This is a genomic window from Mycolicibacterium agri (assembly GCF_002553505.1).
In the GTDB taxonomy this organism is placed as follows: Bacteria; Actinomycetota; Actinomycetes; order Mycobacteriales; family Mycobacteriaceae; genus Mycobacterium; species Mycobacterium agri.
Genome location: NZ_PDCP01000021.1, coordinates 71,748 through 95,612, shown reverse-complemented (window position 1 = coordinate 95,612; position 23,865 = coordinate 71,748). Strand labels below are relative to the sequence as shown.

The window sequence follows — 23,865 nt, the reverse complement described above, 5'->3', positions numbered from 1 at the left end:
GCCACCGCCACCGCCGCCGCTGAAGCCGCCGCCGCTGCTTCCACCCGACGATGATGACTGCGATGCGGTGTAGGCGCCGATCGACGACGACAACGCCGACTCGAAGCTGTCAAAGCTCGCGCCGCCGGACCCGCCGGTCAGACCCCACCCCGACGACGTCGATGAGGACGTGCCGAACCAGTCCGGTTGCGGCGCAGGCGCACCCATCGACATCTCATACTTCTTGGCCCACAGCGCCGCGGCGCCCGCGGCGACCGCGAACGGTACGTAGGCGGTGTAGAGATCCTTGCGGGCGGCGAAGTCGAACCGCGACTCGGCCGAATCCGTGGTCAGCAGGCGATGGAATCCGCCTGCCTGCGACCACAATTCGCGTCCCGCCGCGGTACGGCGGGTGCCGACGCCGGGCAACCAGCACCGACTGGTGGCCAGGAAGAACGCCGCGAACGGCAGGCCCACCGCGGTGAACGGGATGCCGAACCACAGCAGGAAACAACACCCCGCCGCCAGGAATGCGATCGCGTTGGCCGTGCGGACCCACAGCTCCTTCTTGCGTTTGACCAGCAGGCCGCTGTCGAAGGCCCATTTCTCGACCGCCTTGGCCACGTCGGTCTTGGCCTTGTTGAGTTTCTCACCGGATTTGACGGTTTTCTTCGCCTCGAACTGTTCGCCCGGCCGGTTCACCCGCAGCGCAAGCCCGACCTTGCGGCTGACGGGATCGAGCCTGTCCCAAGCGGATTTCTCGGCCAGGCCGGTGATGCGCCAGTGCTGCTCGTTGATCTGCTGCAGCTGGATCATCTTGCGTTCGGCGAGATAGAACAGCGTCGCGGTGAGCGCGTTCTTGGGAACGGCTTCGGTGCGGATGTATTCGGTCTGCACCGGACCGAGGCCCGGCGGCGGCGCGTACTGCAACGGGAATCCCGGCGAGGGCTCCACGGTGGTGCGGTACCAGAGGAACCCGCCGAGCCCGAACACCACGGTGAGCGTCAGGATCGCCACCATCTCGGCCAGCGACGAGCCGAAGATGCGGTCCCACGTGTAGGGCCACCACACCTCCTGTCGCGGCGGGGTCGGCACGTCGACGCCTGCGCGCAACGTCACCGGTGTGCGTGAGCCCAGATAGCTTTTGGACAAGTCGATTTTGTTGCCGCTGACGGTGAGACCGTCGCAGGGTTCGCCGACGCCGTAGCCGACCGAACACTGCGCGCCGGTGACGTCGGACGGCACCGTCACCGAGATGTCGACCTGTTGCATCCGGTTGTTCCACGACCCCGCGACGACGTTCCAGTAGAACACCGACTGCGCCGCGACATCGCCGACCGATTCGGCGAACTGTCGGTCGGCGGCGGTGTCGCCGGGGTCGAGCACGCCCGGCACCGTGTAGCGGATCTCGAAGACATGGGTGCCGTAGCTGAGGTACTTGTCGGGATCGCCGATCTTGGCGACCCTGACCCGCCTGCCCTCGGTCCACAGCATTTGATACAGCGCGGGCTCGCCGTCGATGGTCACCGAGGTGACGTCGGGGATCTGCCGGACGTAGGGGTGGTTGGGATTGGCCGTGTCCCACCACTGGAACAGCCCGTGCCTGTCGGAGGGGAACTCGGCGGTGATGGTTTCGACGGCCTCCATGCGGCCGTCGGCGTCGATACGGAAGTCGGCCTTGAAATTGCTGAACACCACCGGGTCGTCGGCGGGTGTCTCCACGCTCTGGCCCTTGAAAACCAGCGGCCACAACAGCCCAATCGCGATGAGCATCAAGGGGATCGACCAACCGATCAACCGCCGCATGTCACCTCCCGGGTCCGGCCCCCGCGATCACCCTATGTGCAGCGGGTCGATTTGCACGCGAACTGGCTGCTGATCGTGGCGAGCGCTGAGCACGCCGGTGGCCCGGCGCAGCGCCGCGGCCAGCTTCAGCCCCTCGGTGCGCGGCACCCGCACCAGCATCCGGTTGATTGGGCCCGCGGCAGGGACGCCCGGTGGCCTGCGGGCTCCGAGCGGCAGGTCGACCGGGCCGAGCAACTCCGCCGAGTCGGGCAATTCGGCGGTCTGCAACAGCGCGGCCACGGCCTCGGGTGCGCCGTCGACGGCGGCCATGTGCACACCGGGCGGCAGGCCGACCTCGTCGCGGGCCGCGAGCTCGGCCTCGGCGTGGCCCACCGGATCCCAGCGGATCAGCGCCTGCACCGTCGGCACCGCCGATTCGGCCACCACCGCCACCACGCCGCCGTCGTTTCGGCTGCGCACCAGCGTGGCCGCCGCCATCCAGCGGCGCAGTGTGTCCTCGGCCGCCCGCAGATCCTGGCGGCCCAGCAGCGCCCACGCGTCGAGCAGCAGCGCGGCGCCGTACCCGCCCTCCGCGACGGGTTCGGCGCCCGGGGTGGCGACAACCAGCGCCGGCTGGGCCGACACCGCGGCCACGACGGCATCGCCGCCGGAGGTGACGACCGTGGTGCCGGGGAACGCCCGGCCGAGTTCCTCGGCGGTGCGGCGCGCGCCGACCACCACGGCGCGAACCGCGTCGGATCCGCACCGGGCGCAGCGCAGCGCGGGCTGCTCGCGACCGCACCACCGACACAGCGCGCCCGCGGCGTCCCGGTCCGGCAACGACAGCGGGCCGGTGCAGTGCCGGCAGCGGGCGATGGTGCGGCACCGATTGCAGGCCAACGCGGGCACGTAGCCGCGGCGCGGCACCTGCACGAGAACCGGGCGGCCCGCCTCCAGCGCCGAGCGCGCGGCCTGCAACGCCATCGACGGCAGCCGCGCGGTGTGCGCGGCGGGGTCGCGTTCCTGGGCGAAGCCGCTGTCCTCCAGAGCGATGACCCGCGGCGCCCTGGTCCGCACCACCGGCCGCGGCGCCACCAGGTCGTGGGCCCACCCGCTGCGCACCAGCGCCTGCGCCTCGGCGGTGCGCGAGTAGCCGCCGATCATCGCCGCGCACCGCAGCTGATGGGCCCGCAGCATGGCGACCTCGCGGGCGTGCGGATAGGGTGCGCGGGGTTCGGCGAGCGAGTCGTCGCCGTCGTCCCACACGAGCACCAGCCCCAGGTCGGCGACGGGTGCGAACACCGCGCTGCGGGTGCCGATCACCAACCGTGCCGAGCCGCGCAGCACCGACAGCCAGCGCCGGTACCGCTGGGCAGGCCCGAGCCCGGCCGACAGCGCCACCAAGGCGGCTTCGTCGATGAGGCGGATGCTGGCCTCGTGCAACGCGTCCACATCGCGCTGATCGGGCACGATGGCGAGCACACCGCGTCCGGCGTCGACGGTGGCCGCGGCGACCTCGGCGAGCCGGTCGGCCCACCGCTCGCCGGGCAGCGCCTGCCACACTGCGCGGGCGGCGCGGCCGTCGCGAATTGCGGCGAAAAACTGTGCGGCCCTGCCGTATTGGTCCCAGTGCGTCATGTCGACGGGTGCCACGGTGACGGGCGCAGGACCGGCGGGCGTTTCCTTCTCGACGTTGGCGTGCCGCGGCGGGATCGCCAGCCGCAGCACGTCGGCGCGGGTGCCCGCATAGCGCGCCGCGACGGCGTCGACCAAGCGGCGCACGTCCGGCGTCAGCACCCGTTCGGCGGAGATGACCCGGTCGAGCCAGCCGAGTTTGCCGACATGGTCTGTCTCCGAACGTCTTTCGAGGATGAACGCGTCGACCAGCCTGCCGTGGAAGCGCACCCGCACCCGCACGCCCGGCTGCGCGTCGTCGGACTGCTCGGCGGTGACCAAGTAGTCGAATTCGCGGTCCAGGTGTGGCACCGACAGCATCGGCAACACGCGGGCGATCGGTTCATGCTCCGCGGGAGATTTTCTGCTCCTCGCGTCCGCCGAACTTTTTCTGCTCCTCGCGTCCGCCGAACTTTTCACCCCCCGCGCTTTGCTCACACCTACCGTCTAGCAGACGTGTCGGACGTGCGGCCGAAGAAAAGGCCCGCGGTGATCAGCACCAGCGACGCGGCGTACATCCACCAGATCGGCACCGCGAGCTTCTCGGATCCCAGCACGAACTTGTTGATGCCGATCATCGCGTCCGACACCGCGAAGCACACCGCGCCCAGCGCCGTCCATGGCGTCGGCAGCCGCGCCAACAGCGCCGCGCACACCATCGCGCCGAGCACCGCGATGTACACCACGACCGGCGGCGCCATGCCCTCGGCGATCAGGCTCGGCCAGAACCAGATCAGCAGCGCGACGCAGGCCGCTACCACCGCTGCGGCCGCGACGAGCCGCGGCGGTGACGGCGCAACCAGCGGCAGCAGCGCGGCCAGAAAGCACAGATGGGCCACCAGGAAGGCGGCCAGCCCGAGCACGAAGGAGGGCTGCCACCACGGCAGGGCCAGCAGGAAGTCGCCGGCGGCAGAGCCCAGCAGCGCGCCGATCAGCCAGCGCCGCTCCCTGGCGATCGGGTGAGAGGTTGCCGCCGCGGCCAGCAGAACGGCGGCCGCGGCCTTGACCACCGGCTGCAGCCAGAACTGGCCGGTGAGGTCGGCGCCAAAGGGCAGCCGCGCCGCGGTGACGATCAGGAAGACGCCGTAGGCCGCCGCGACGAGGACGGCCGCCAGCCACAGGCCCCGGGTTCGCCGGTGCGCGTTGGTTACCGAGGAAAAGCCGGCCATTCCGGCATCGGTGGACGCCATCCTGCTGAAGGTACACAGGTTGGATTCGCTAGTGTCGAACTCGGAGGCCCTATGACAGCGCCCGACTACGAGACCCGTCATCGTCGGTGCCGGATTCTCCGGGATCGGCACCGCCATCCGCCTGGACAAGTCGGGCATGGGCGACTACCTGCTGATCGAAGCCGCCGACGGGCCGGGCGGCACCTGGCATTGGAACACCTATCCCGGTATCGCCGTTGACATTCCGTCGTTCTCCTACCAGTTCTCGTTCGAGCAGAGCCCGAACTGGACGCGCAGCTACGCCCGCGGCAGCGAACTGAAGGCGTACGCCGAGCACTGCGTCGACAAGTACGGGCTGCGGGCCAGGATCCGGTTCAACACCGAGGTGCTCGGCGCCGCGTTCGACGACGACGCCCGCCTCTGGCGGATCGACACCGACGCCGGCGACCGCATCACCGCGCGGTTCCTTATCAACGCGTGCGGAGTGTTGACCACGCCGCAGCTGCCCGACATCGACGGTGTCGACTCGTTCGCCGGGGTGATGATGCACACCGCCAGGTGGGATCACAGCGCCGACCTCACCGGCAAGCGCGTCGCGATCATCGGCACCGGCGCCTCAGCCGTGCAGGTGATCCCCGAGATCGCGCCAATCGTCAAGCAGCTTACGGTTTTTCAGCGCACACCGATCTGGTGTTTTCCGAAGGCCGACGTGCCGCTGTCGCTCACCGCGCGGCGACTGATGCGCATACCCGGCGGCAAGGTCGTGCAGCGGCTGATCAGCCAGTTCTACGTCGAGTTGACGTTTCCGCTTGCCGCGCAGTACTTCACGATGAACCCGATGGCCAAGCGGGCGGCCAAGGTCGGCAAGGCGTATCTGCGCCGCGAGGTCAAAGATCCGGTCGTGCGCGACAAGCTCACCCCGCGCTACGCGGTGGGATGCAAGCGGCCCGGGTTTCACAACGGTTATCTGTCGACGTTCTCAACCGCGACAACGTCGAGTTGGTCACCGAGCCGATCGAGAAGATCACCGGCTCGGGCGTCGTCAGCGCCGACGGGTCAGCCCGTGATGTCGACGCGCTGATCCTGGCGACCGGCTTCAAGGTGACGGACCCCGACGAGGCGCTGACCTACCCGGTCACCGGCGCTGGCGGACAGTCACTGGCCGGCTACTGGAACGAGAACCGCCTGCAGGCCTACGAAGGGGTGAGCATTCCCGGTTTCCCGAACTTCTTCACGGTATTCGGGCCGTACGGGTATGTCGGCTCGTCGTATTTCGCGCTGATCGAGGCGCAAAGCCACCACATCGTGCGCTGCCTTCGGCACGCCAGGCGTCGCGGCGCCACCCGGGTGGAGGTCAGGCGGGAGGCCAACGACCGCTATTTCGCCGAGATGATGCGCAAGCGGCACCGCCAGATCTTCTGGCAGGACAGTTGCAGGCTGGCCAACAGCTACTACTTCGACAAGAACGGCGACGTGCCGCTGCGGCCCGCCACGACGTTGCACGCCTACTGGCGCAGCCGCCGCTACCCGCTCGCCGACTACCAGTTCTCCCCCTAACGCCCAAACCGACATTTGGGCGTGAAAGTGCGAGTAGGACGCGCCATTTCGTCGATCTCGGCGCGCGGACCGACTAGACGGCTCTCGTCGCGTCCGACTCCTCGACGCGGCTCGTACCTCGCCGCTTGATCGTCGTCAGACGGAGGCTTTCAGGTCGTCGACCTTGTTCAGCTGCTCCCACGGCAGCTCGATGTCGGTGCGCCCGAAGTGGCCGTACGCCGCGGTCTGCGCGTAGATCGGCCGCAGCAGGTCCAGGTCGCGGATGATCGCGCCGGGACGCAGGTCGAACACCGAGGTGATGGCCTTCTCGATGCGGGCCGGGTCGACGGTCTCGGTGCCGAAGGTCTCGACGAACAGCCCGACCGGGGCGGCCTTGCCGATCGCGTAGGCGACCTGCACCTCGACGCGTTCGGCCAGACCCGCGGCGACGACGTTCTTGGCCACCCAGCGCATCGCATACGCCGCCGAACGGTCCACCTTCGACGGATCCTTGCCGGAGAACGCGCCGCCGCCGTGGCGGGCCCAGCCGCCATAGGTGTCGACGATGATCTTGCGGCCGGTCAGCCCGGCGTCACCCATCGGGCCGCCCAGCACGAACTTGCCGGTCGGGTTGACCAGCAGGCGGTAGTCCGAGGTGTCCATCGACTCGTGGCCGAGGTCGTTCAGCACGGTGTTGACGACCTTCTCGCGGATGTCGGGGGTCAGCGTCGCCTCCAGGTCGATGCCGTCGGCGTGCTGTGTGGAGAGCACGACGGTGTCCAGCCGCACCGGCGTCGTGCCCTCGTACTGCACGGTGACCTGCGTCTTGCCGTCGGGCCGCAGGTAGTCCAGCACGCCGCTCTTGCGGACCTCGGTGAGCCGCCGCGACAGCCGGTGGGCCAGCGCGATCGGCAGCGGCATCAACTCCGGGGTGTCCTTGATGGCGTAGCCGAACATCAGGCCCTGGTCACCTGCGCCCTGCAGATCGAGCGGGTCGGCCGCGCCACCGACGCGGATCTCGTGCGCGGTGTCGACGCCCTGGGCGATGTCGGGCGACTGCGCACCGATGCCGATGTTCACCCCGCAGGTGGTGCCGTCGAAGCCCTTGTCCGACGAGTCGTAGCCGATCTCGAGGATGCGCTCCCGCACCGTCTTAGTGATGTCGGCGAAGGCCTCCTTCGCGTTCGTCGACACCTCGCCGACGACGTGCACCTGACCGGTGGTGACCAGCGTCTCGACGGCCACCCGGGACTTCGGGTCGTCGGCCAGCAGCGCATCGAGCACCGAGTCGCTGATCGCGTCGCAGATCTTGTCGGGGTGCCCTTCGGTCACCGACTCACTGGTGAACAGCCGACCTTCGCTCACGGTGTCATTCCTCTCGAAAGTTAGGTAATCAAATTATAGGTGCGCTCAGTTGCACCCAAGCGTGCGCCCCCGGCCGCGCGCAACCGTTATGCGCAGGCGGATGCGTACGCCGTGGTCAGCCGCTGCTGTTGCGCAGGAACGCCACGATCGCGTCAACAATACGGCTGGCCATCAACGTTTTCGAACCGTGCTCCAGCGCGACCTCGGTGCCGTCGGACGCCAGCAGCCAGCCGTCGTTGCTGTCGACCTCGAACGCGCGGTTCTCGCCGACGGCGTTCACGACGAGCAGGTCGCATCCTTTGCGGGCGAGCTTGGCGCGGGCGTGGAACAGCACGTCGCCGTTCGCGTCGCCGGTTTCGGCGGCGAATCCGACGATGGCCCGCATGTTCGGCAGCTGGCCGTCGGCGCGGGCGCGCACGGCGCCGGCCAGCACGTCGTCGGTGCGGGCCAACTCGATCGACGTCGGCTCGGAGGCGCCCTTCTTGATCTTGCTGGTCTGCACGTGGGCCGGCCGGAAGTCGGCGACGGCCGCGGCCATCACGAGCACGTGGGCGTCGGGCGCGTGCTTGGACACCGCGTCCTTGAGCTGGGCCGCCGAGCCGATGTGCTCGACGTGGACGCCGGCTGGGTCGACGAGCCCGGCGGTGTTGCCTGCGATCAGCGTGACGTCGGCGCCGCGCTGAGCGGCGACGCGAGCCATCGCATAGCCCTGCTTGCCCGAGGAGCGGTTGCCGATGAAGCGGACCGGGTCGATCGGCTCGCGGGTGCCGCCCGCGGACACCAGCACCTTGACGCCGGCCAGGTCGTAGGGCAGCGCGTCGGCGCGCTCCAGAAGCAGATGGGCCAGCGTGGTGATCTCTTCGGCCTCGGGCAGGCGTCCCGCGCCGCTGTCGGCGCCGGTGAGCCGGCCCGACGCCGGTTCCAGGACCACAGCGCCGCGGCGGCGCAGTGTGGCGACGTTGTCGACGGTGGCGGGGTGGAACCACATCTCGGTGTGCATCGCGGGTGCGAACATCACCGGACATCGCGCGGTCAGCAGAGTGGCCGTCAGCAGGTCGTCGGCCCGACCGGCGACGGCACGGGCCAGCAGGTCCGCGGTGGCCGGTGCGACGACGACGAGATCGGCCTCCTGGCCGATCCGCACGTGCGGCACCTCGTGCACGTCATCCCAGACACCGGTGTGCACCGGGTTGCCGGACAGGGCCTCGAAGGTGGCGGCGCCGACGAACCGCAGCGCCGATTCGGTGGGAACGACGCGCACCGAGTGGCCGGCTTCAGCGAGTTGTCGAACGACGGTGCACGCCTTGTAGGCGGCGATTCCTCCGGATACGCCGACGATGATCCGCTTGCGGTCCACCACCTCGGGGGCGCCTAGCTACTCGCCCTCGGTGTGCTCGAGCAGGTCTGCGTGGATCTCGCGGAGAGCGATCGACAGCGGCTTCTCCTGCAGGCCCGGCTCGACGAGAGGCCCGACGTACTCGAGGATGCCGTCGCCGAGCTGGTTGTAGTAGTCGTTGATCTGACGGGCGCGCTTGGCGGCGTAGATCACCAGCGCGTACTTGCTCGACACGCGCTCGAGCAGCTCGTCGATCGGCGGGTTCGTGATGCCCAGCGGCGTGTCATATCTGCTGTTGGCGGGATCGTGCTCGTTGTCGTCGACGGCGGCCAACGGCGCGTCGGCGTGCGGGGTGCTCACTAAGGATTCTCCTGGCGTTTTGGTGAAAAAGCTCAAGGGGCTTTCGGGGCGCCCCGACGAGAACAGGCGCCGGTTCGGCGTTTGGCTATCGGGGGTCCACCAGCAAGGATACCAATTCGGCGCACGCCGACTCCAATTCGCTGTTGACGACGACGCGGTCGAAGTCGTCCCTGGCAGCCATTTCGGCCTTGGCGGTGGCCAGCCGGCGGTTGATCACCTCGGGCGTTTCGGTGCCGCGACCGGTCAGCCTGCGCTCCAGCGTCTCCCAGTCGGGCGGGGCCAGAAACACCGTCAGCGCCTCGGGCATCGCCGCTTTGACGGCGCGCGCCCCGGCCAGATCGACTTCGATGAGAACCGGATGACCCGCGGCGATCGCGTCCCGCACCGGCTGAGCCGGTGTCCCGGACCGGTGCAGACCCCCATGGATCTCGGCCCATTCCAGCAGCGCGCCTTCGTCGATCAGCTGCTGAAACTGCTCGGCCGAGACGAATTTGTAGTCGACTCCGTCGACCTCGCCGGGGCGGGGAGCCCTGGTCGTCACCGAAACGCTGAAGTGCAGATTCGGCACGCGCTCCCGCAGACAGCGGACGATGGTCGACTTGCCGACGGCAGACGGGCCGGACAACACCACGACCGGAGCCTTCTGGTTGCCCGGCCCTCCGCCTTCGCTCACTGACTCCCTACGACTGGTCGAACTTCTCCAGCAGCGCCTTCCGCTGACGATCACCCAGACCGCGCAGCCGGCGTGTGGGGGCGATCTCGAGCTCGGTCATGATCTCCTGCGCCTTGACCTTGCCGACCTTGGGCAACGCCTCCAGGAGCGCGGAAACTTTCATCTTGCCCAAGACCTCGTCGGTCTCGGCGTCCTTCAGCACCTGCTTGAGGTTGGTGCCGCCGCGCTTGAGCCGATCCTTGAGTTCGGCTCGTGCTCGACGTGCGGCAGCAGCCTTCTCCAACGCTGCCGCGCGCTGTTCGTCGGTCAACTGGGGAAGGGCCACGGGTTCCTCCGTCTCATCACCATCACTGTTTTTGCCTTGCCTGGTGATAACACCAGCCAGCAGCGACGACCGTACCCACGCAATCTGACGAAAGCGAACCCCACCCCCCTCTTCGGCGGCCAAAACCCCAGCATGTAAGGCCGACGCCGACGCGTCCTTCGAGCCGGGCCGAAAACCGGTCATCATCTGCCATTTCTGGAAAAGCCCAGGTCACTGCGCCTTTTCGCGGCAGCGTCGCGGTGTGATCTTGGCGTCACACCGCCAGCGGGACCGCCGAGCCGTTGTGTGAACCTTCAAAAAAAGAAATTTTCGCTGGTCATCGAGTTTCGGGCGTGTCGTGGACCGTTTTGAACCCTCTTCCGCGGGCGATCCCGACTGACTACGACGTTGCGTAATACAGCGCCGTTCGGCTTGCTGTCCCGGGGTGTCCCAGCGCGCCGGCGGATCGGCACGGGGTGTTCGGCTGCCGTGCGCCCGAGCCTGGTTTAGGCAAGGTAGGCCACCGAGTCGCGCATCTTCTCGGCCGCGGCCTTCAGGGCGGTGCGGTCGGGACCGGCACGCAGAATTTCCCGCGACGCCGCGGGCAGCAGCTGGCCCGGCCGTGCTCCGCCGAAGCCGCGCAACGCATCAGGGCGACCACCTTGGGCGCCCACGCCGGGCACCAGCACAGGGCCGCCGAGCGTGCTGACGTCGGGCGGCTCTGCCAGCGTGGCGCCGACCACCACGCCCACCGAACCGGGCTCACGTGATGAGGCATTGAGGGTGGCCGCGGCGTCGACGATCGATTGCGCCACCGTGCGGCCGTCGACCGTCGCGCGCTGCACCTGCGCGCCTTCCGGATTGGACGTGGCGGCCAGCACGAACACCCCGCAGCCGGTGGCCGCGGCGTTGTCGAAAAGCGGCTGCAGCGAGCCGAATCCGAGGTACGGCGATGCCGTGACGGCGTCGGCGGCCAGCGGTGACTCGCCACACCAGGCGGCGGCATAGGCGGCCATCGTGGAGCCGATGTCGCCGCGCTTGGCGTCGGCCAGCACCAGCGTGCCTGCACTACGTAGCGACGCGATGGTGTCTTCGAGCGCCGAATAGCCCGCGGAGCCGTAGGCCTCGAAGAACGCCACCTGCGGCTTGACGATCGCGAATCCGGCGAACACCTCGACGCAGATGTCGCAGAACCGCCGCAGACCGTCGGCGTCGACGGACAGGCCCCAGGCCTCCAACAACTCCGGATGCGGGTCGATACCAGGGCAGAGCGGGCCGTGCTCGGCCACCGCGTCGGCGAGCCGTCGGCCGAACGACGGCGCCGTCAACCCGACCCCAGCGAGCTGTGCAGCTCCTGCAGCGACATCACGCCGATGTCGCCGCGGATGCCCGATTCGATGCCCTGCACCGCCGCCGACGCACCCTGCACTGTGGTGACGCACGGTATGTTTCCGGCGACCGCGGCCGACCGGATCTCGTAGCCGTCGATGCGCGGGCCGGAATTGCCGTACGGGGTGTTGATCACCATGTCGACCTCGCCTGCCTTGATGGCGTCGACGGCGGACCGGAACGGGCGGTCGGCGGTCGGCTCCTCGAAGTGCTTGCGCACCTCGTCACACGGAATTCCGTTGCGCCGCAGCATTTCCGCCGTTCCGCTGGTGGCCAGCACGCGGAAGCCGAGGTCGGCGAGCCGTTTCACCGGGAACACCAGCGAACGCTTGTCCCGGTTGGCCACCGACACGAAGACGGTGCCCTGCGTGGGCAGCGAGCCGTACGCGGCGGACTGGCTCTTGGCGAAGGCGCTGCCGAAATCGTGGGCGATGCCCATCACCTCGCCGGTTGACTTCATCTCCGGTCCGAGCAGCGAGTCGATGTTGGAGCCGTCGGCCCTGCGGAAGCGGTGGAACGGCAGCACCGCCTCTTTCACCGCCACCGGCGCGTCGGGAGGCGTGGTGGCGCCGTCCCCCGTCTTGGCCAGCAGGCCTTCTTCGCGGAGCGCAGCGATGGTGGCGCCCAGCATGATTCGCGAACACGCCTTGGCCAGTGGCACCGCGGTGGCCTTGGACACGAACGGCACCGTGCGGCTGGCCCGCGGATTGGCCTCCAGCACGTAGAGCACGTCGTCCTTGAGCGCGTACTGCACGTTGAGCAGGCCGACGACGCCGATGCCGTGGGCGATCGCCTCGGTGGCGCGGCGCACCGACTCGATGTCGCTGCGGCCCAACGTCACCGGCGGCAGCGCGCACGCCGAATCGCCGGAGTGGATGCCGGCCTCCTCGATGTGCTCCATGATTCCGCCGATGTAGACCTCGGTGCCGTCGCACAGGGCGTCGACGTCGATCTCGATGGCGTCCTCGAGGAAACGGTCGACGAGCACCGGGTGCTCGGGCGACAGTTCGGTGGCGCGGGTGATGTAGCCCTGCAGCGTCTCCTCGTCGTAGACGATCTCCATGCCGCGCCCACCCAGCACGTAGGACGGCCGCACCAGCACGGGGTAGCCGATCTCGGCGGCGATGCGGCGGGCCTGCTCGAAGCTGGTGGCGGTGCCGAACCGCGGCGCGGGCAATCCCGCGGTGTTGAGTACTTCCCCGAACGCGCCGCGGTCCTCGGCCAGGTCGATGGCCTTGGGACTGGTGCCGACGATCGGAACGCCGGCCTTCTCGAGACGCTCGGCCAGCCCCAGCGGTGTCTGCCCGCCGAGCTGCACGATGACGCCGACGACGCCGGGACCGCCTGCGCCGGAAGCGGATTCGGCGTAGTACACCTCGAGGACGTCCTCGAACGTCAGCGGCTCGAAGTACAGCCGGTCGGCGGTGTCGTAGTCGGTGGACACGGTCTCGGGGTTGCAGTTGACCATGACGGTCTCGAAGCCGGCCTCCGACAGCGTCGTCGCGGCGTGTACGCAGCTGTAGTCGAACTCGATGCCCTGGCCGATCCGGTTGGGCCCCGAACCGAGGATCAGCACCTTGGGCTTCTCGGTTTGCGGCGCCACCTCGCTCTCGGCGGCGGGGTCGAGTTCGTAGCTGCTGTAGTGGTAGGGGGTTTTGGCCTCGAATTCGGCCGCGCAGGTGTCGACGGTCTTGAACACCGGATGGATTCCCAGCCGTTCGCGCAGCGCCCGCACACCGACCTCGCCCGCCAATTCCGGTCGCAGCGAGGCGATCTGGCGGTCGGACAGGCCGCTGTACTTGCTCCGCCGCAGCAGGTCCTCGTCGAGCACCGGCGCGTCAATCAGCTCGGCGCGCAGCGCGACCAGTCCGTTGATCTGCTCGACGAACCACGGGTCGACGCCGGAGGCGGCCGAGACTTCCTCGACGGTGGCGCCGAGCCGCAGGGCCAACTCGATGTCGTAGAGCCGGCCGTTGGTCGGGGTCTTGAGCCGATCCAGCAGCTCCTCGACGGTGACGTCCGGGTCCGGTGCGGTCCAGAAGCCGGCCTGACTGGTTTCCAGCGAGCGCATCACCTTGCCGAGCGCTTCGATGAAGTTGCGGCCCAACGACATGGCTTCGCCGACAGACTTCATCGTGGTGGTCAGCGTCGCGTCGGCGCCGGGGAACTTCTCGAACGCGAACCGCGGCGCCTTGACGACGACGTAGTCCAGTGTCGGCTCGAAGCAGGCAGGCGTTTCCTTGGTGATGTCGTTGAGGATCTCGTCGAGCGTGTAGCCGATCGCGAGCTTGGCGGCGATCTTGGCGATCGGGAAACCGGTGGCCTTCGACGCCAGCGCCGAGGACCGCGACACCCTGGGGTTCATCTCGATGACGATCAGCCTGCCGTCGTCGGGGTTGATCGCGAACTGGATGTTGCAGCCGCCGGTGTCGACGCCGACTTCGCGCAGCACGGCGATCCCGAGGTCGCGCATGCGCTGGTACTCGCGGTCGGTCAGTGTCATCGCGGGTGCGACGGTGACCGAATCACCGGTGTGCACACCCATCGGGTCGAAGTTCTCGATCGAGCAGACCACTACGACGTTGTCGTGGCCGTCGCGCATCAGCTCGAGCTCGAATTCCTTCCAGCCGAAGATGGATTCCTCGATCAACACGTTGGCCGACGGCGATGCGGCAAGGCCGTTGCCCGCCATCCGGTCGACGTCTTCGGCGGAGTAGGCCATGCCCGAGCCCAGTCCGCCCATGGTGAACGACGGCCGCACCACAACCGGCAGGCCCAGTTCGGCGACGGTTTCGCGGACCTCGTCCATGGTGAAACACACCCGCGAGCGCGCCGATTCACCGCCCACCTTGGCGACGATGTCCTTGAAGCGCTGCCGGTCCTCGCCGCGCTGGATCGCCTCGAAGTCGGCGCCGATGAGTTCGACGCCGTAGCGGTCGAGCACACCGTTCTCGTACAGCGCGACGGCGGTGTTCAGCGCTGTCTGGCCGCCGAGGGTGGCGAGCAGGGCGTCGATCTTGTTGCCGCGCTCGGCCTGCTGGGCGATGACCTTCTCGACGAACGCCGGCGTGATCGGCTCGACGTAGGTGTTGTCGGCGTACTCCGGATCGGTCATGATCGTCGCCGGATTCGAGTTGATCAGGGTGACCTGCAGCCCCTCGGCCCGCAAGACCCGGCAGGCCTGGGTGCCCGAGTAGTCGAACTCGGCGGCCTGCCCGATGATGATCGGGCCCGACCCGATGACCAGCACGTGCTGCAGATCGGCGCGCCTCGGCATCAGCACCCACCCCCCTCATTCCGGCGAGCGTGCGTGTCTGCAGGCGACACGCCGGTCATTTTCGATAGTTCACGCACGCTCGCGGTCACCGGTCCTCCGCCATCAGGTCGACGAACTGGTCGAAGAGATAGTTCGCGTCGTGCGGACCGGCCGCGGCCTCGGGGTGGTACTGCACCGAAAACGCCCGCCCGTCAAGAAGTCTGACGCCTTCGACCACCCCGTCATTGGCGCAAGTGTGGCTGACCTCGGCGGCGCCGAACGGCGTGTCGAACCGCTCGCCCGCTTCGCCCTCCAACGCGAAGCCGTGGTTCTGCGCGGTGACGGCGACGCGGCCGGTGGCGTGGTCCATGACCGGGATGTTGATGCCGCGGTGGCCGTAGACCATCTTGTAGGTCGACCGGCCCAGCGCGCGGCCGAGGATCTGGTTGCCGAAGCAGATGCCGAACAACGGGATTCCGGCGTCGAGCACTTCGCGCGTGACGCCGACGATGTGGTCGGCCGTGGCCGGGTCACCGGGCCCGTTCGACAGGAACACGCCGTCGGGCTTCAACTCGGCGATCTGGTCGAAGGTCACCCCCGACGGCAGCACGTGGGTGCGGACACCGCGTTTGGCGAAGTTGCGCGGCGTGTTGGTCTTGATGCCGAGGTCGATCGCGGCCACTGTGAACCGTTGCGGCCCATCGGGTTCCACGATATAGCCACCGTCGGTGCTGACCTGCCCGGCCAGATCGGCGCCCAGCATCGACGGCTGGTCGCGGACCCGGGCAAGAAGCTCGTCGGGTTCGGCGAGCGCGGGTCCGCTGAAGATTCCGGCCTTCATCGACCCGAAGTTGCGTAGATGCCGCACCACCGCGCGGGTGTCGATGCCGGCGATGCCGACGATGTTCTGCCGGACGAGTTCGTCCTCGAGCGTTCCGGTCGAGCGCCAGTTCGACGCCCGCGGCGACGGGTCGCGCACGGCGTACCCGGCGACCCAGATCTTGTCCCCGCGGCTTTCGGCGTCCTCGTGGTTCCAGCCGGTATTGCCGATCTGCGGCGCGGTGGCGATCACGATCTGCCGGTGATAGCTGGGGTCGGTGAGCGTCTCCTGATATCCGGACATTCCCGTGGAGAACACCGCCTCGCCGAGCGTCTGACCGATGGCACCGAACGACGTTCCGGTGAAAACCCGGCCGTCATCCAGGACCAGCAACGCCTTGTGTTGCTGGCGGCGCGCACCCGTCGGTGCCATTTGAGTCAAGCCGCCTCTTCCTCCTCAAGCCATCGTGCGTATTCCGAACGGTCATCGCCGCGGAAACCGGTGTCGATTTCGGTGCCGGATGGCAGTCGCCACCTGATAGCCAGGATGCCTTGATGAGTGAGGGCTTTGCCAGCTATGCCGCGCTCGGTGCGGATCGCGGTGATCGACTCGTCGGGGATCCAGATCGGATGAGCGCCGCTGCGCTGCAGCATGATGCCCTCCGGATAGCGGGTGAGCACCGCTTTTGTCCGGAAGCCGAGGTCGCCGACCACGATCCGGTCCTGCCAGCTGGGCGCGATCGTGCTGCCGACATACAGCCCCTTCATGGCAGGAACTGTGACCGGACCGACAGTGTCCGGCAGCGGCGGCAGCGTGCCGATCAACTCCGCCTGCCGCTCGGCGCGGTGTCGCCAGCCACGGATCATCGCCCGGACCGCCAGCCCGATCACCGCCGCCAGCGCGGCGGCCATGATCAGCGACGTGACCAGCGTGGGGGTGTTCATGCAGGCGATTTTCCGTCTCTGGCGGTGACCTTGCCACGCAGCATCGTCAGCGTGACCGCGCCGGGTAGCGTCATCGCCTCGTACGGGGTGTTGTCGGACCGGCTGGCGAGCGCGGCGCCGGTGACCGTCCACGTCGCGTCGGGGTCGACGACGGTCAGGTTGGCAGGCTCGCCGACCTCCAACGGGCGGCCCTGGTCGGGCAGCCCGACGATGCGGGCCGGGTTCTCGCTCATCACCCGGGCGACGTCGCGCCAGCCGAGCAGCCCGGGCCGCACCATCGTCTCGACGACGACCGACAGCGCGGTCTGCAGTCCCAGCATGCCGGGCCTGGCGTTGGCGAACTCGCACATCTTCTCGTGCTCGGCGTGCGGCGCGTGGTCGGTGGCCACGCAGTCGATGACGCCGTCGACGAGCGCCTGCCGCAGCGCTTCGGCGTCGGTGGACTCACGCAGCGGCGGGTTGACGCGGTTGCGGCCGTCGTAGGTGGCCAACCGGGTGTCGTCGAGCAGCAGGTGGTGCGGTGTGACCTCGGCCGTGATCGAGATGCCTTGTGATTTCGCCCATTTCAGAAGCTCGACGGTGCCGGCGGTGGAGGCGTGGCAGATGTGCACTCGCGCACCTGCGTCGCGGGCCAGCAGCGCGTCGCGGGCCACGATGGACTCCTCGGCGGCGCGCGGCCAGCCGGACAGGCCCAACCGGGCGGCGTTGGGGCCCTCATGGGCGACGGCGCCGACGGTCAGTCGCGGTTCCTCGGCGTGCTGGGCGATCAGGACGCCCAGGCCGGTGGCGTACTCCAGCGCGCGGCGCATCACCAGCGGGTCGTGCACGCAGACGCCGTCGTCGGAGAACATCCGCACCTGGCCCGCGCCGGCGGCCATCATGCCCATCTCGGTCAACTGCGTGCCTGCCAGCCCCATGGTGACGGCGCCGACGGGATGCACGTCGACAAGGCCGACCTGCTGACCGCGGTGCCACACGTGGTCGGTGACGACGGGACTGTCGGCCACCGGAGTGGTGTTGGCCATTGCGAAGACGGCGGTGTAACCGCCCAAAGCCGCTGCCGCCGAACCTGTTTCGATGTCTTCGGCGTATTCGCGGCCGGGCTCGCGCAGATGGGTGTGCAGGTCGACGAAACCGGGCAGCAGGATCTGGCCGGTGGCGTCGACGACGTCGGCGTTATCCGGGATCGCCAGATCGGCCCCGATGTCGGCGATCTGTCCGTCGTCGACGAGCACGTCGACCCGGTCGCCCTCGCCGTAGAGCTGCACCCTTCGAATCAAGACGCTCATGCGCTGATCCCTACCTCTTCTGCGCCGACCAGCAGGTGGAAAAGCACGGCCATTCTGATATGCACGCCATTGGAAACCTGTTGCAGCACAGCGGATTGCGTGGAGTCCGCCACCGAGTAGGAGATCTCCATGCCGCGCAGCATCGGCCCGGGATGCATCACCACCGCGTGGCCGGGCAGCATCGCCTGCCGCTTCTCGGACAGCCCGTAGCGCACCGAGTACTCCCGCGCCGACGGGAAGAACCCGCCGGTCATGCGCTCGGCCTGCACCCGCAGCATGAGCACCGCGTCGGCGACCGGCAGTTCGGCGTCCAGGTCATAGGACACGGTCGCGGGCCATTCCGACACCCCGACCGGCAGCAGCGTCGGCGGCGCGACGAGGACCACCTCCGCGCCAAGCGTGTGCAACAGCGAGACGTTCGACCGGGCCACCCGGCTGTGCAGCACGTCGCCGACGATCACCACCCGCTTGCCCTCGATGCTGCCGAGCCGCTGGCGCAGCGTCAGCGCGTCGAGCAGCGCCTGCGTCGGGTGCTCGTGGGTGCCGTCGCCGGCGTTGATGACCGACGGGCCACCGCCGTCTTCGGTGGCGGTCCACCCGGCCAGCTGCTGGGCCGCTCCCGATGCGGAGTGCCGGATGATCAGCGCGTCCGCGCCTGCAGCCCGCAGCGTCAGCGCCGTGTCGCGCAGCGACTCCCCCTTGGCGACCGACGATCCGGAGGCGCTGACGTTGATGACGTCGGCGCTCATCCACTTGCCCGCCACCTCGAACGACACCCGAGTGCGGGTGGAGTTCTCGTAGAACATCGTGATGACGGTGCGGCCGCGCAGGGTCGGCAGCTTCTTGACCTCGCGGCCGAGCAGCGCCTCACGGAACCGGTCGGCGTCGTCGAGGATCGCGGTGGCCTCGTCGCGCGTCAGGTCGACCGCCGCAAGCAGGTGGCGTGGACTCATCGGGGTTGCTCTCTCTTCGCGCAAGCACTCATCGGGGTTGGTCTCTCTTCGCGCAAGCGCTCATCGGGGTTGGTCTCTCTTCGCGCAAGCGCTCATCGGGGTTGGTCTCTCTTCGCGCAAGCGCTCATCGGGGTGGACCTCCGTGCGAGGCGATGCTGACGCCGTCGTACCCGTCGTGCTCGGTCAGGCGCACTTTGATGTTGTCGCTGCGAGATGTCGGCACGTTCTTGCCGACGTAGTCGGCCCGCAGCGGGAATTCGCGATGTCCTCGGTCGACGAACACGGCGAGCTGCACGGCACGGGGCCTGCCGATGTCGCGCAGCGCGTCGAGTGCGGCGCGCACCGAGCGGCCGGTGTAGAGCACGTCGTCGACCAGCACGACGATCGTGCCGTCGATGCCCTTGTCGGGAATCGACGTCTCCTCCAGCGGCCGCGGCGGCTTGGTGTTGAGGTCGTCGCGGTAGAGCGTGATGTCGATGGCGCCGTGCGGCACGTCGACGCCGGAGAACTCGCGGATCTTGGCGGCCAGCCGGGCAGCCAGCGCGACGCCACGGGTCGGGATGCCGAGCAGGACGACGCGCGGCGCGTCGGGACCGTCAAGCGCGGTCTTCTCGATGATTTCGTGGGCGATGCGGGAAACGGTCCGATTGACATCCGCCGCGGTCATCAATTCGCGGTCGGTGTCGGAAGAGTCGGTGGCGCCCAAGGGCCATGACCTCCTTCTCCGCCTCACGGGACGGATCGTTAAAGGACGTCGAACTGCCGGGCAGCTTAGCAGGCTTCTCCCGGCAACCGTGCAAGCTAGCCTGGCGTGCGTGAATCTCGACGCGAACAAGGCGTCCATCAGTGACGCGATCGATGCGGGCCTGCTCTCCGGAGCGGTGACGATGGTGTGGCAGGCCGGCGAGGAGCTGCAGGTCAACGAGCTCGGGTACCGCGACGTCGAGGCCCGCCTGCCGATGCAGCGAGACACCTTGTTCCGCATCGCGTCGATGACCAAACCGGTGACGGTGGCCGCGGCGATGACGCTCGTCGACGAGGGCAGGCTGTCGCTGAGCGATCCCATCACGAAGTGGCTGCCCGAGTTGTCCACGCTGCGAGTGATGAAAAGCACCCGCGGCGCGTTGGACGACACCGTGCCTGCCGAGCGGCCGATCACGATCGACGACCTGATGACCCATCGCAGCGGCTTCGCCTACGCCTTCTCGGTGCTCGGCCCGCTGGCGCGCGCCTACGGCAAGCTGATGCGTCGTCAGGATGAGGACTCGTGGCTGGCCGGCCTGGCCGAGCTACCGCTGGCGCATCAACCGGGTGCGCGGCTGACCTACAGCGTGTCCACCGATGTGCTGGGCATCGTGCTGTCGCGGATCGAGGACAAGCCGCTGTCACAGGTCCTGTCGGAGCGGATCTTTCAGCCGCTCGGCATGACGTCCACCGGTTTCAGCGTCGGCCAGGACGGGCGCAAGCGCGCGGCGACGATGTATCGCCTCGGCGACGACGAGACCCTGCACCACGACACGATGGGCCCCGCGCCCATCACGGATCCGCAGTTGTGCAGCGCCGGGGCGGGTCTGTGGTCGACGGTCGACGACTATCTGCGGTTCGCGCGGATGCTGTTGTCGGGCGGTGAACTCGACGGCGTGCGGGTGCTCTCCGAAGCCTCCGCGATGGCGATGCGCACCGACCGGCTCACTGACGAGCAGAAGCGCTATCCCTTCCTGGGCATGCCGTATTGGGTCGGCCGCGGTTTCGGCCTGAACCTGTCGGTGGTGACGGACCCGGCGAAGTCCAAGCAGCTGTTCGGCCCCGGCGGCGAGGGCACGTTCACCTGGCCGGGCGCCTACGGGACCTGGTGGCAGGCCGACCCGTCGGCCGATCTGATCCTGATCTATCTGATCCAGAACCATCCTGACCTGTCCGGCGATGCCGGCTCTGCGGTGGCCGGCAACACGTCACTGGCGAAACTGCAAAGCGTGCAACCGAAATTCGTCCGCAGGACGTATCAGGCACTGGGCCTCTAGTTCTGCCTCTAGTCCTCCGCGAGCGTATGGGCTACGGACGAGATTTCCGTCAACCGCATACGTAGGCCATACGCTCGTGGCGCTGTCAGGCCGATGTTGCTTGCGCTAACGAAGGGCTTCTCGCTACCAGCAACTTGCCCGCAGTTGACCCTGCCGATGGCCGTCAGCATTTAGATTGAATTCGTGGCACAACCAACCGTCCTGATCAGCGGCGCGGGAATCGCCGGACCATCGCTCGCCTTCTGGCTCACGAAGAACGGCTACCGCGTCATCGTCGTCGAAATCGCCCCGGGCATTCGTCCGGGCGGCCAGACCGTCGACCTTCGCGGCGCCGGCGGCGACGTCGTTGAACTCATGGGCCTGATGCCGCAGATGCGGGCGCACGCCCTCGAGCAGAAAGGCCTGGCGTGGGTGGCATCCGACGGAAGCCGCCGCGGCGAGATGCCGGTCACCGCCTTCGACGGCAACGGCATGGTGTCCAAACTCGAGATCCTGCGCGGTGATCTGGTCGGCGTGCTCTACCAAGCCACCAAGGACATCACCGAATACCGCTTCAGCACACGGATCTCCGCGCTGGAGCAGGACGAAGACGGCGTCGACGTCACCCTTTCCGACGGCACCCGGGAACGGGTAGACATCGTCGTCGGTGCCGACGGCCCGCATTCCTCGGTGCGCAGCATGGTGTTTGGGCCGGAAGACAAATTCGCCAAACCGCTTGGCGGATACAACGCCTGGTTCACCGCGCCGGACACCGTCGGGCTTGACGGCTGGTACCTCATGTACCTGGCGCCCGGCGGCCTCAACGCCTCCATGCGCCCCACGCACGATCCCGCAACCACCAAAGCGGGCTTGGCTTTTGCGTCTGAACCGATCGTCTACGACCGCCACAATCTCGACGAGCAACGCAAGCTGCTGATCGACCGCTTCGCGGGTGCCGGATGGCAGTGCGACGCGCTGCTGGCCGCCGCGCAGGAGGCCGACGACTTCTACTTCGACGCGTTCCTGCAGATCCACATGCCGGCGTGGACATCGGGCCGAGTCGCCCTTGTGGGCGATGCCGGCTACTGCGCATCCCCGCTCAGCGGCATGGGCACCAGCCTGGCGCTGGTCGGCGCCTACATCCTCGCCGGCGAACTCGGCTCCGCGGAAAACCTTGACGCCCAACGCATCAAGGAGGCCTTCGCGCAGTATCAAACCAAGATGCGACCCTACGTCGACAAGTGCCAGGACCTGCCCAACCGTGTCGACCGGTACGCCCCCAACACCGCCAGAGACATTTCCATGCAGATCAAGGCGATGACATGGATGCAGCGCTGGCCGCTGCGGCCGATCGCGCAACGGTTGTGGTTCAAAGTCGCCGATTCGATTGAGCTGCCGAAGTATTCGACGGTCTGAGCTAGATCGAGCGCGACAGCACCCGACCGAACTGCAGCAGCCGCTCCATCTGGGCCAGGCCGCCGTTGTCGACCGACTTGTCGTAGCGGAACGACTCGCAGAAGAAATCGGTGTCGGTGGCCGACTTCTCGTGGCTGCGCGTGATCAGCTGCGTGTACATCCGCAACCGCACTTCCGCGAGCCGCCGTGTGCCGTCGTTCAGGATCTCGAACTCGGTCGTCAAGATGTGGTCGGTGATCGTCGACAGCAGGATCGTGCGCACCGACGCGTTGAGCACCTGGCGCTGCTGCCCATCGCTGGTCGACAGGTCATCGTCGGCGCGCCACATGATCAGCCGACGCCCGTCGGTCAGCACCACTTCCTGGGACAGGGCCTCGCCCCATGACTCCTCGGTCACGCGCCGGGACATGAAGAACGACTGGATCGACGGGAATTCCACCACGCCCCGAAGCTGGTCGAGCGCCATCGTGGGGTCGCGCAGATACACCTTGGCGGCGTCTTCGATGCCGTAATACGGCGCCCAGTCCTGTGGTGCAGGCACCGGACAAGCGTAGACCCGGCCGATTGACTTAGCTGTCGTCGGATCCGCCGCGGATGGCGGCCGCCGCGGCGCGGATCTGCGGCGTCACCAACATCACCTGTCCCAGTACACCGTTCACGAATCCTGGCGAGTCATCGGTGGACAGATTCTTGGCCAACTCCACCGCCTCGTCGACGGCGACGGGTTCGGGAACGTCGTCGGCATGCAGCAACTCCCATACTGCGACGCGCAGGATCGCGCGATCGACCGCGGGCAGACGGTCCAGCGTCCAGCCCTGCAGATGCGACGAGATCAGGTCGTCGATGTGGGCCGCGTGCTGCGTGACACCGCGCGCCACCTTGATCGTGTACGGGTTCAGCGGTGACACGTCAGGTTGCTTCTGCGCCAACTCTTCTCGCGCCTCGGCTGCTTCCGCCGGAGTGATCCCGCGGGCCTCCGCCTCGAAAAGCAGGTCGACTGCCCGCTTGCGGGCCTGGTGCCTGCCTCGCTCAGGCTTGGCCATGGTCAGTTGACTCGCCCCAGGTAGCTGCCGTCGCGGGTGTCGACCTTGATCTTGTCGCCGGTGTTGATGAACAACGGCACCTGAATCTCCGCGCCGGTCTCCACCGTCGCCGGCTTGGTGCCCGCGCTGGAGCGGTCGCCCTGCAGGCCCGGTTCGGTGTGGGTGATCTCCAGTTCGACGCTCACCGGCAACTCGATGTACAGCGGCGTGCCGTTGTGGAACGCCACCTGCACGGGCAGTCCCTCCAGCAGAAAGCGCGCGGCGTCGCCGACCATCGACTCGGGCAGGTGGTGCTGCTCGTAGTCCTCGCTGTCCATGAACACGAAGTCCGAGCCGTCCTTATACAAGTAGGTGGTGTCGCGGCGGTCCACCGTCGCCGTGTCGACCTTGACGCCCGCATTGAACGTCTTGTCGACGACCTTGCCCGACAGCACGTTCTTCAGCTTGGTCCGCACGAACGCCGGACCCTTGCCCGGCTTGACGTGTTGGAACTCGACGATGGACCACAGCTGGCCATCAATCTGCAGGACGAGCCCGTTCTTGAAGTCGGCGGTCGATGCCACGGCGGTACTAC

Annotated in this window: 20 protein-coding genes and 1 pseudogene; 3 read left to right on the top strand and 18 right to left on the bottom strand. The window is 68.1% G+C overall.

Annotation, left to right across the window (positions count from 1 at the left end):
- The 3 genes from CQY20_RS13920 to CQY20_RS13910 all read right to left on the bottom strand — a co-directional run.
- Positions 1–1,785, bottom strand: a 1,785-nt coding sequence (locus CQY20_RS13920; protein ID WP_097940672.1) for a DUF2207 domain-containing protein, incomplete at its 3' end; no start/stop codon positions are given.
- 27 nt (positions 1,786–1,812) lie between these two features.
- Positions 1,813–3,759, bottom strand: a complete 1,947-nt coding sequence (locus CQY20_RS13915) for a primosomal protein N' (RefSeq protein WP_097940679.1) — start codon at positions 3,757–3,759, stop codon at positions 1,813–1,815.
- Positions 3,760–3,878: 119 nt separating this feature from the next.
- The gene (locus tag CQY20_RS13910; RefSeq protein ID WP_097940671.1) at positions 3,879–4,628 is read right to left on the bottom strand and encodes a lysoplasmalogenase; all 750 of its coding nucleotides are present in this window, start codon (positions 4,626–4,628) and stop codon (positions 3,879–3,881) included.
- Between the two features lie 79 nt (positions 4,629–4,707).
- On the opposite strand from CQY20_RS13910, the pseudogene CQY20_RS13905 reads away from it, so the two are divergent.
- Positions 4,708–6,164, top strand: a pseudogene (locus CQY20_RS13905) (flavin-containing monooxygenase).
- A gap of 135 nt (positions 6,165–6,299) precedes the next feature.
- On the opposite strand, the gene metK reads toward CQY20_RS13905, so the two are convergent.
- The 12 genes from metK to pyrR all read right to left on the bottom strand — a co-directional run bounded on the left by metK (position 6,300) and on the right by pyrR (position 19,538).
- Complete coding sequence (gene metK, locus CQY20_RS13900; RefSeq protein ID WP_097940670.1) at positions 6,300–7,508, bottom strand: methionine adenosyltransferase; 1,209 nt, start codon at positions 7,506–7,508, stop codon at positions 6,300–6,302.
- A 115-nt stretch (positions 7,509–7,623) separates the two neighbouring features.
- Positions 7,624–8,868, bottom strand: a complete 1,245-nt coding sequence (gene coaBC / locus CQY20_RS13895) for a bifunctional phosphopantothenoylcysteine decarboxylase/phosphopantothenate--cysteine ligase CoaBC (RefSeq protein WP_097940669.1) — start codon at positions 8,866–8,868, stop codon at positions 7,624–7,626.
- 15 nt (positions 8,869–8,883) lie between these two features.
- Complete coding sequence (gene rpoZ / locus CQY20_RS13890) at positions 8,884–9,204, bottom strand: DNA-directed RNA polymerase subunit omega (protein ID WP_097940668.1); 321 nt, start codon at positions 9,202–9,204, stop codon at positions 8,884–8,886.
- An 85-nt stretch (positions 9,205–9,289) separates the two neighbouring features.
- Positions 9,290–9,877, bottom strand: a complete 588-nt coding sequence (gmk, locus tag CQY20_RS13885) for a guanylate kinase (protein WP_097940667.1) — start codon at positions 9,875–9,877, stop codon at positions 9,290–9,292.
- Positions 9,878–9,884: 7 nt separating this feature from the next.
- Complete coding sequence (gene mihF / locus CQY20_RS13880; protein WP_003889986.1) at positions 9,885–10,202, bottom strand: integration host factor, actinobacterial type; 318 nt, start codon at positions 10,200–10,202, stop codon at positions 9,885–9,887.
- Between the two features lie 485 nt (positions 10,203–10,687).
- Positions 10,688–11,509: an orotidine-5'-phosphate decarboxylase gene (gene pyrF, locus CQY20_RS13875; RefSeq protein ID WP_097940666.1), complete on the bottom strand. Its 822-nt coding sequence runs from the start codon at positions 11,507–11,509 to the stop codon at positions 10,688–10,690.
- Positions 11,506–14,847, bottom strand: a complete 3,342-nt coding sequence (carB, locus tag CQY20_RS13870) for a carbamoyl-phosphate synthase large subunit (RefSeq protein ID WP_097940678.1) — start codon at positions 14,845–14,847, stop codon at positions 11,506–11,508. Before carB ends, pyrF begins: the two co-directional genes overlap by 4 nt.
- Before the next feature lie 85 nt (positions 14,848–14,932).
- Positions 14,933–16,078 (bottom strand): glutamine-hydrolyzing carbamoyl-phosphate synthase small subunit, encoded by a 1,146-nt coding sequence (gene carA, locus CQY20_RS13865; RefSeq protein ID WP_097940665.1) that lies wholly within the window; start codon positions 16,076–16,078, stop codon positions 14,933–14,935.
- 5 nt (positions 16,079–16,083) lie between these two features.
- On the bottom strand, positions 16,084–16,590 hold the full coding sequence (locus tag CQY20_RS13860; RefSeq protein ID WP_097940664.1) for a PH-like domain-containing protein: 507 nt from the start codon (positions 16,588–16,590) through the stop codon (positions 16,084–16,086).
- Positions 16,587–17,879, bottom strand: a complete 1,293-nt coding sequence (locus CQY20_RS13855) for a dihydroorotase (RefSeq protein ID WP_097940663.1) — start codon at positions 17,877–17,879, stop codon at positions 16,587–16,589. The genes CQY20_RS13860 and CQY20_RS13855 overlap by 4 nt, the downstream gene beginning before the upstream one ends.
- A complete protein-coding gene (locus tag CQY20_RS13850; protein ID WP_097940662.1) occupies positions 17,876–18,832 on the bottom strand; it encodes an aspartate carbamoyltransferase catalytic subunit in 957 nt (318 codons plus the stop codon). Before CQY20_RS13850 ends, CQY20_RS13855 begins: the two co-directional genes overlap by 4 nt.
- A 124-nt stretch (positions 18,833–18,956) precedes the next feature.
- On the bottom strand, positions 18,957–19,538 hold the full coding sequence (gene pyrR, locus CQY20_RS13845) for a bifunctional pyr operon transcriptional regulator/uracil phosphoribosyltransferase PyrR (protein ID WP_097940661.1): 582 nt from the start codon (positions 19,536–19,538) through the stop codon (positions 18,957–18,959).
- A gap of 109 nt (positions 19,539–19,647) precedes the next feature.
- Between pyrR and CQY20_RS13840 the strand changes: the two genes are divergently transcribed.
- Both CQY20_RS13840 and CQY20_RS13835 read left to right on the top strand, forming a co-directional pair.
- The gene (locus CQY20_RS13840; RefSeq protein ID WP_097940660.1) at positions 19,648–20,853 is read left to right on the top strand and encodes a serine hydrolase domain-containing protein; all 1,206 of its coding nucleotides are present in this window, start codon (positions 19,648–19,650) and stop codon (positions 20,851–20,853) included.
- 183 nt (positions 20,854–21,036) lie between these two features.
- Positions 21,037–22,248: an FAD-dependent monooxygenase gene (locus tag CQY20_RS13835; RefSeq protein ID WP_097940659.1), complete on the top strand. Its 1,212-nt coding sequence runs from the start codon at positions 21,037–21,039 to the stop codon at positions 22,246–22,248.
- A 1-nt stretch (position 22,249) separates the two neighbouring features.
- On the opposite strand, the gene CQY20_RS13830 is transcribed toward CQY20_RS13835, so the two are convergent.
- The 3 genes from CQY20_RS13830 to efp are packed head-to-tail and all read right to left on the bottom strand — an operon-like array spanning position 22,250 to position 23,854.
- Positions 22,250–22,789 carry a hypothetical protein gene (locus CQY20_RS13830; RefSeq protein ID WP_097940658.1) on the bottom strand — a complete coding sequence of 180 codons (540 nt, stop codon included), beginning with the start codon at positions 22,787–22,789 and terminating at the stop codon, positions 22,250–22,252.
- Between the two features lie 28 nt (positions 22,790–22,817).
- Positions 22,818–23,291, bottom strand: coding sequence for a transcription antitermination factor NusB (nusB, locus tag CQY20_RS13825; protein ID WP_097940657.1), 474 nt, complete (start codon positions 23,289–23,291; stop codon positions 22,818–22,820).
- Between the two features lie 2 nt (positions 23,292–23,293).
- Entirely contained in the window at positions 23,294–23,854 is a 561-nt protein-coding gene (gene efp / locus CQY20_RS13820) for an elongation factor P (RefSeq protein WP_097940656.1), read from the bottom strand.
- Between the last annotated feature and the right edge of the window lie 11 nt (positions 23,855–23,865).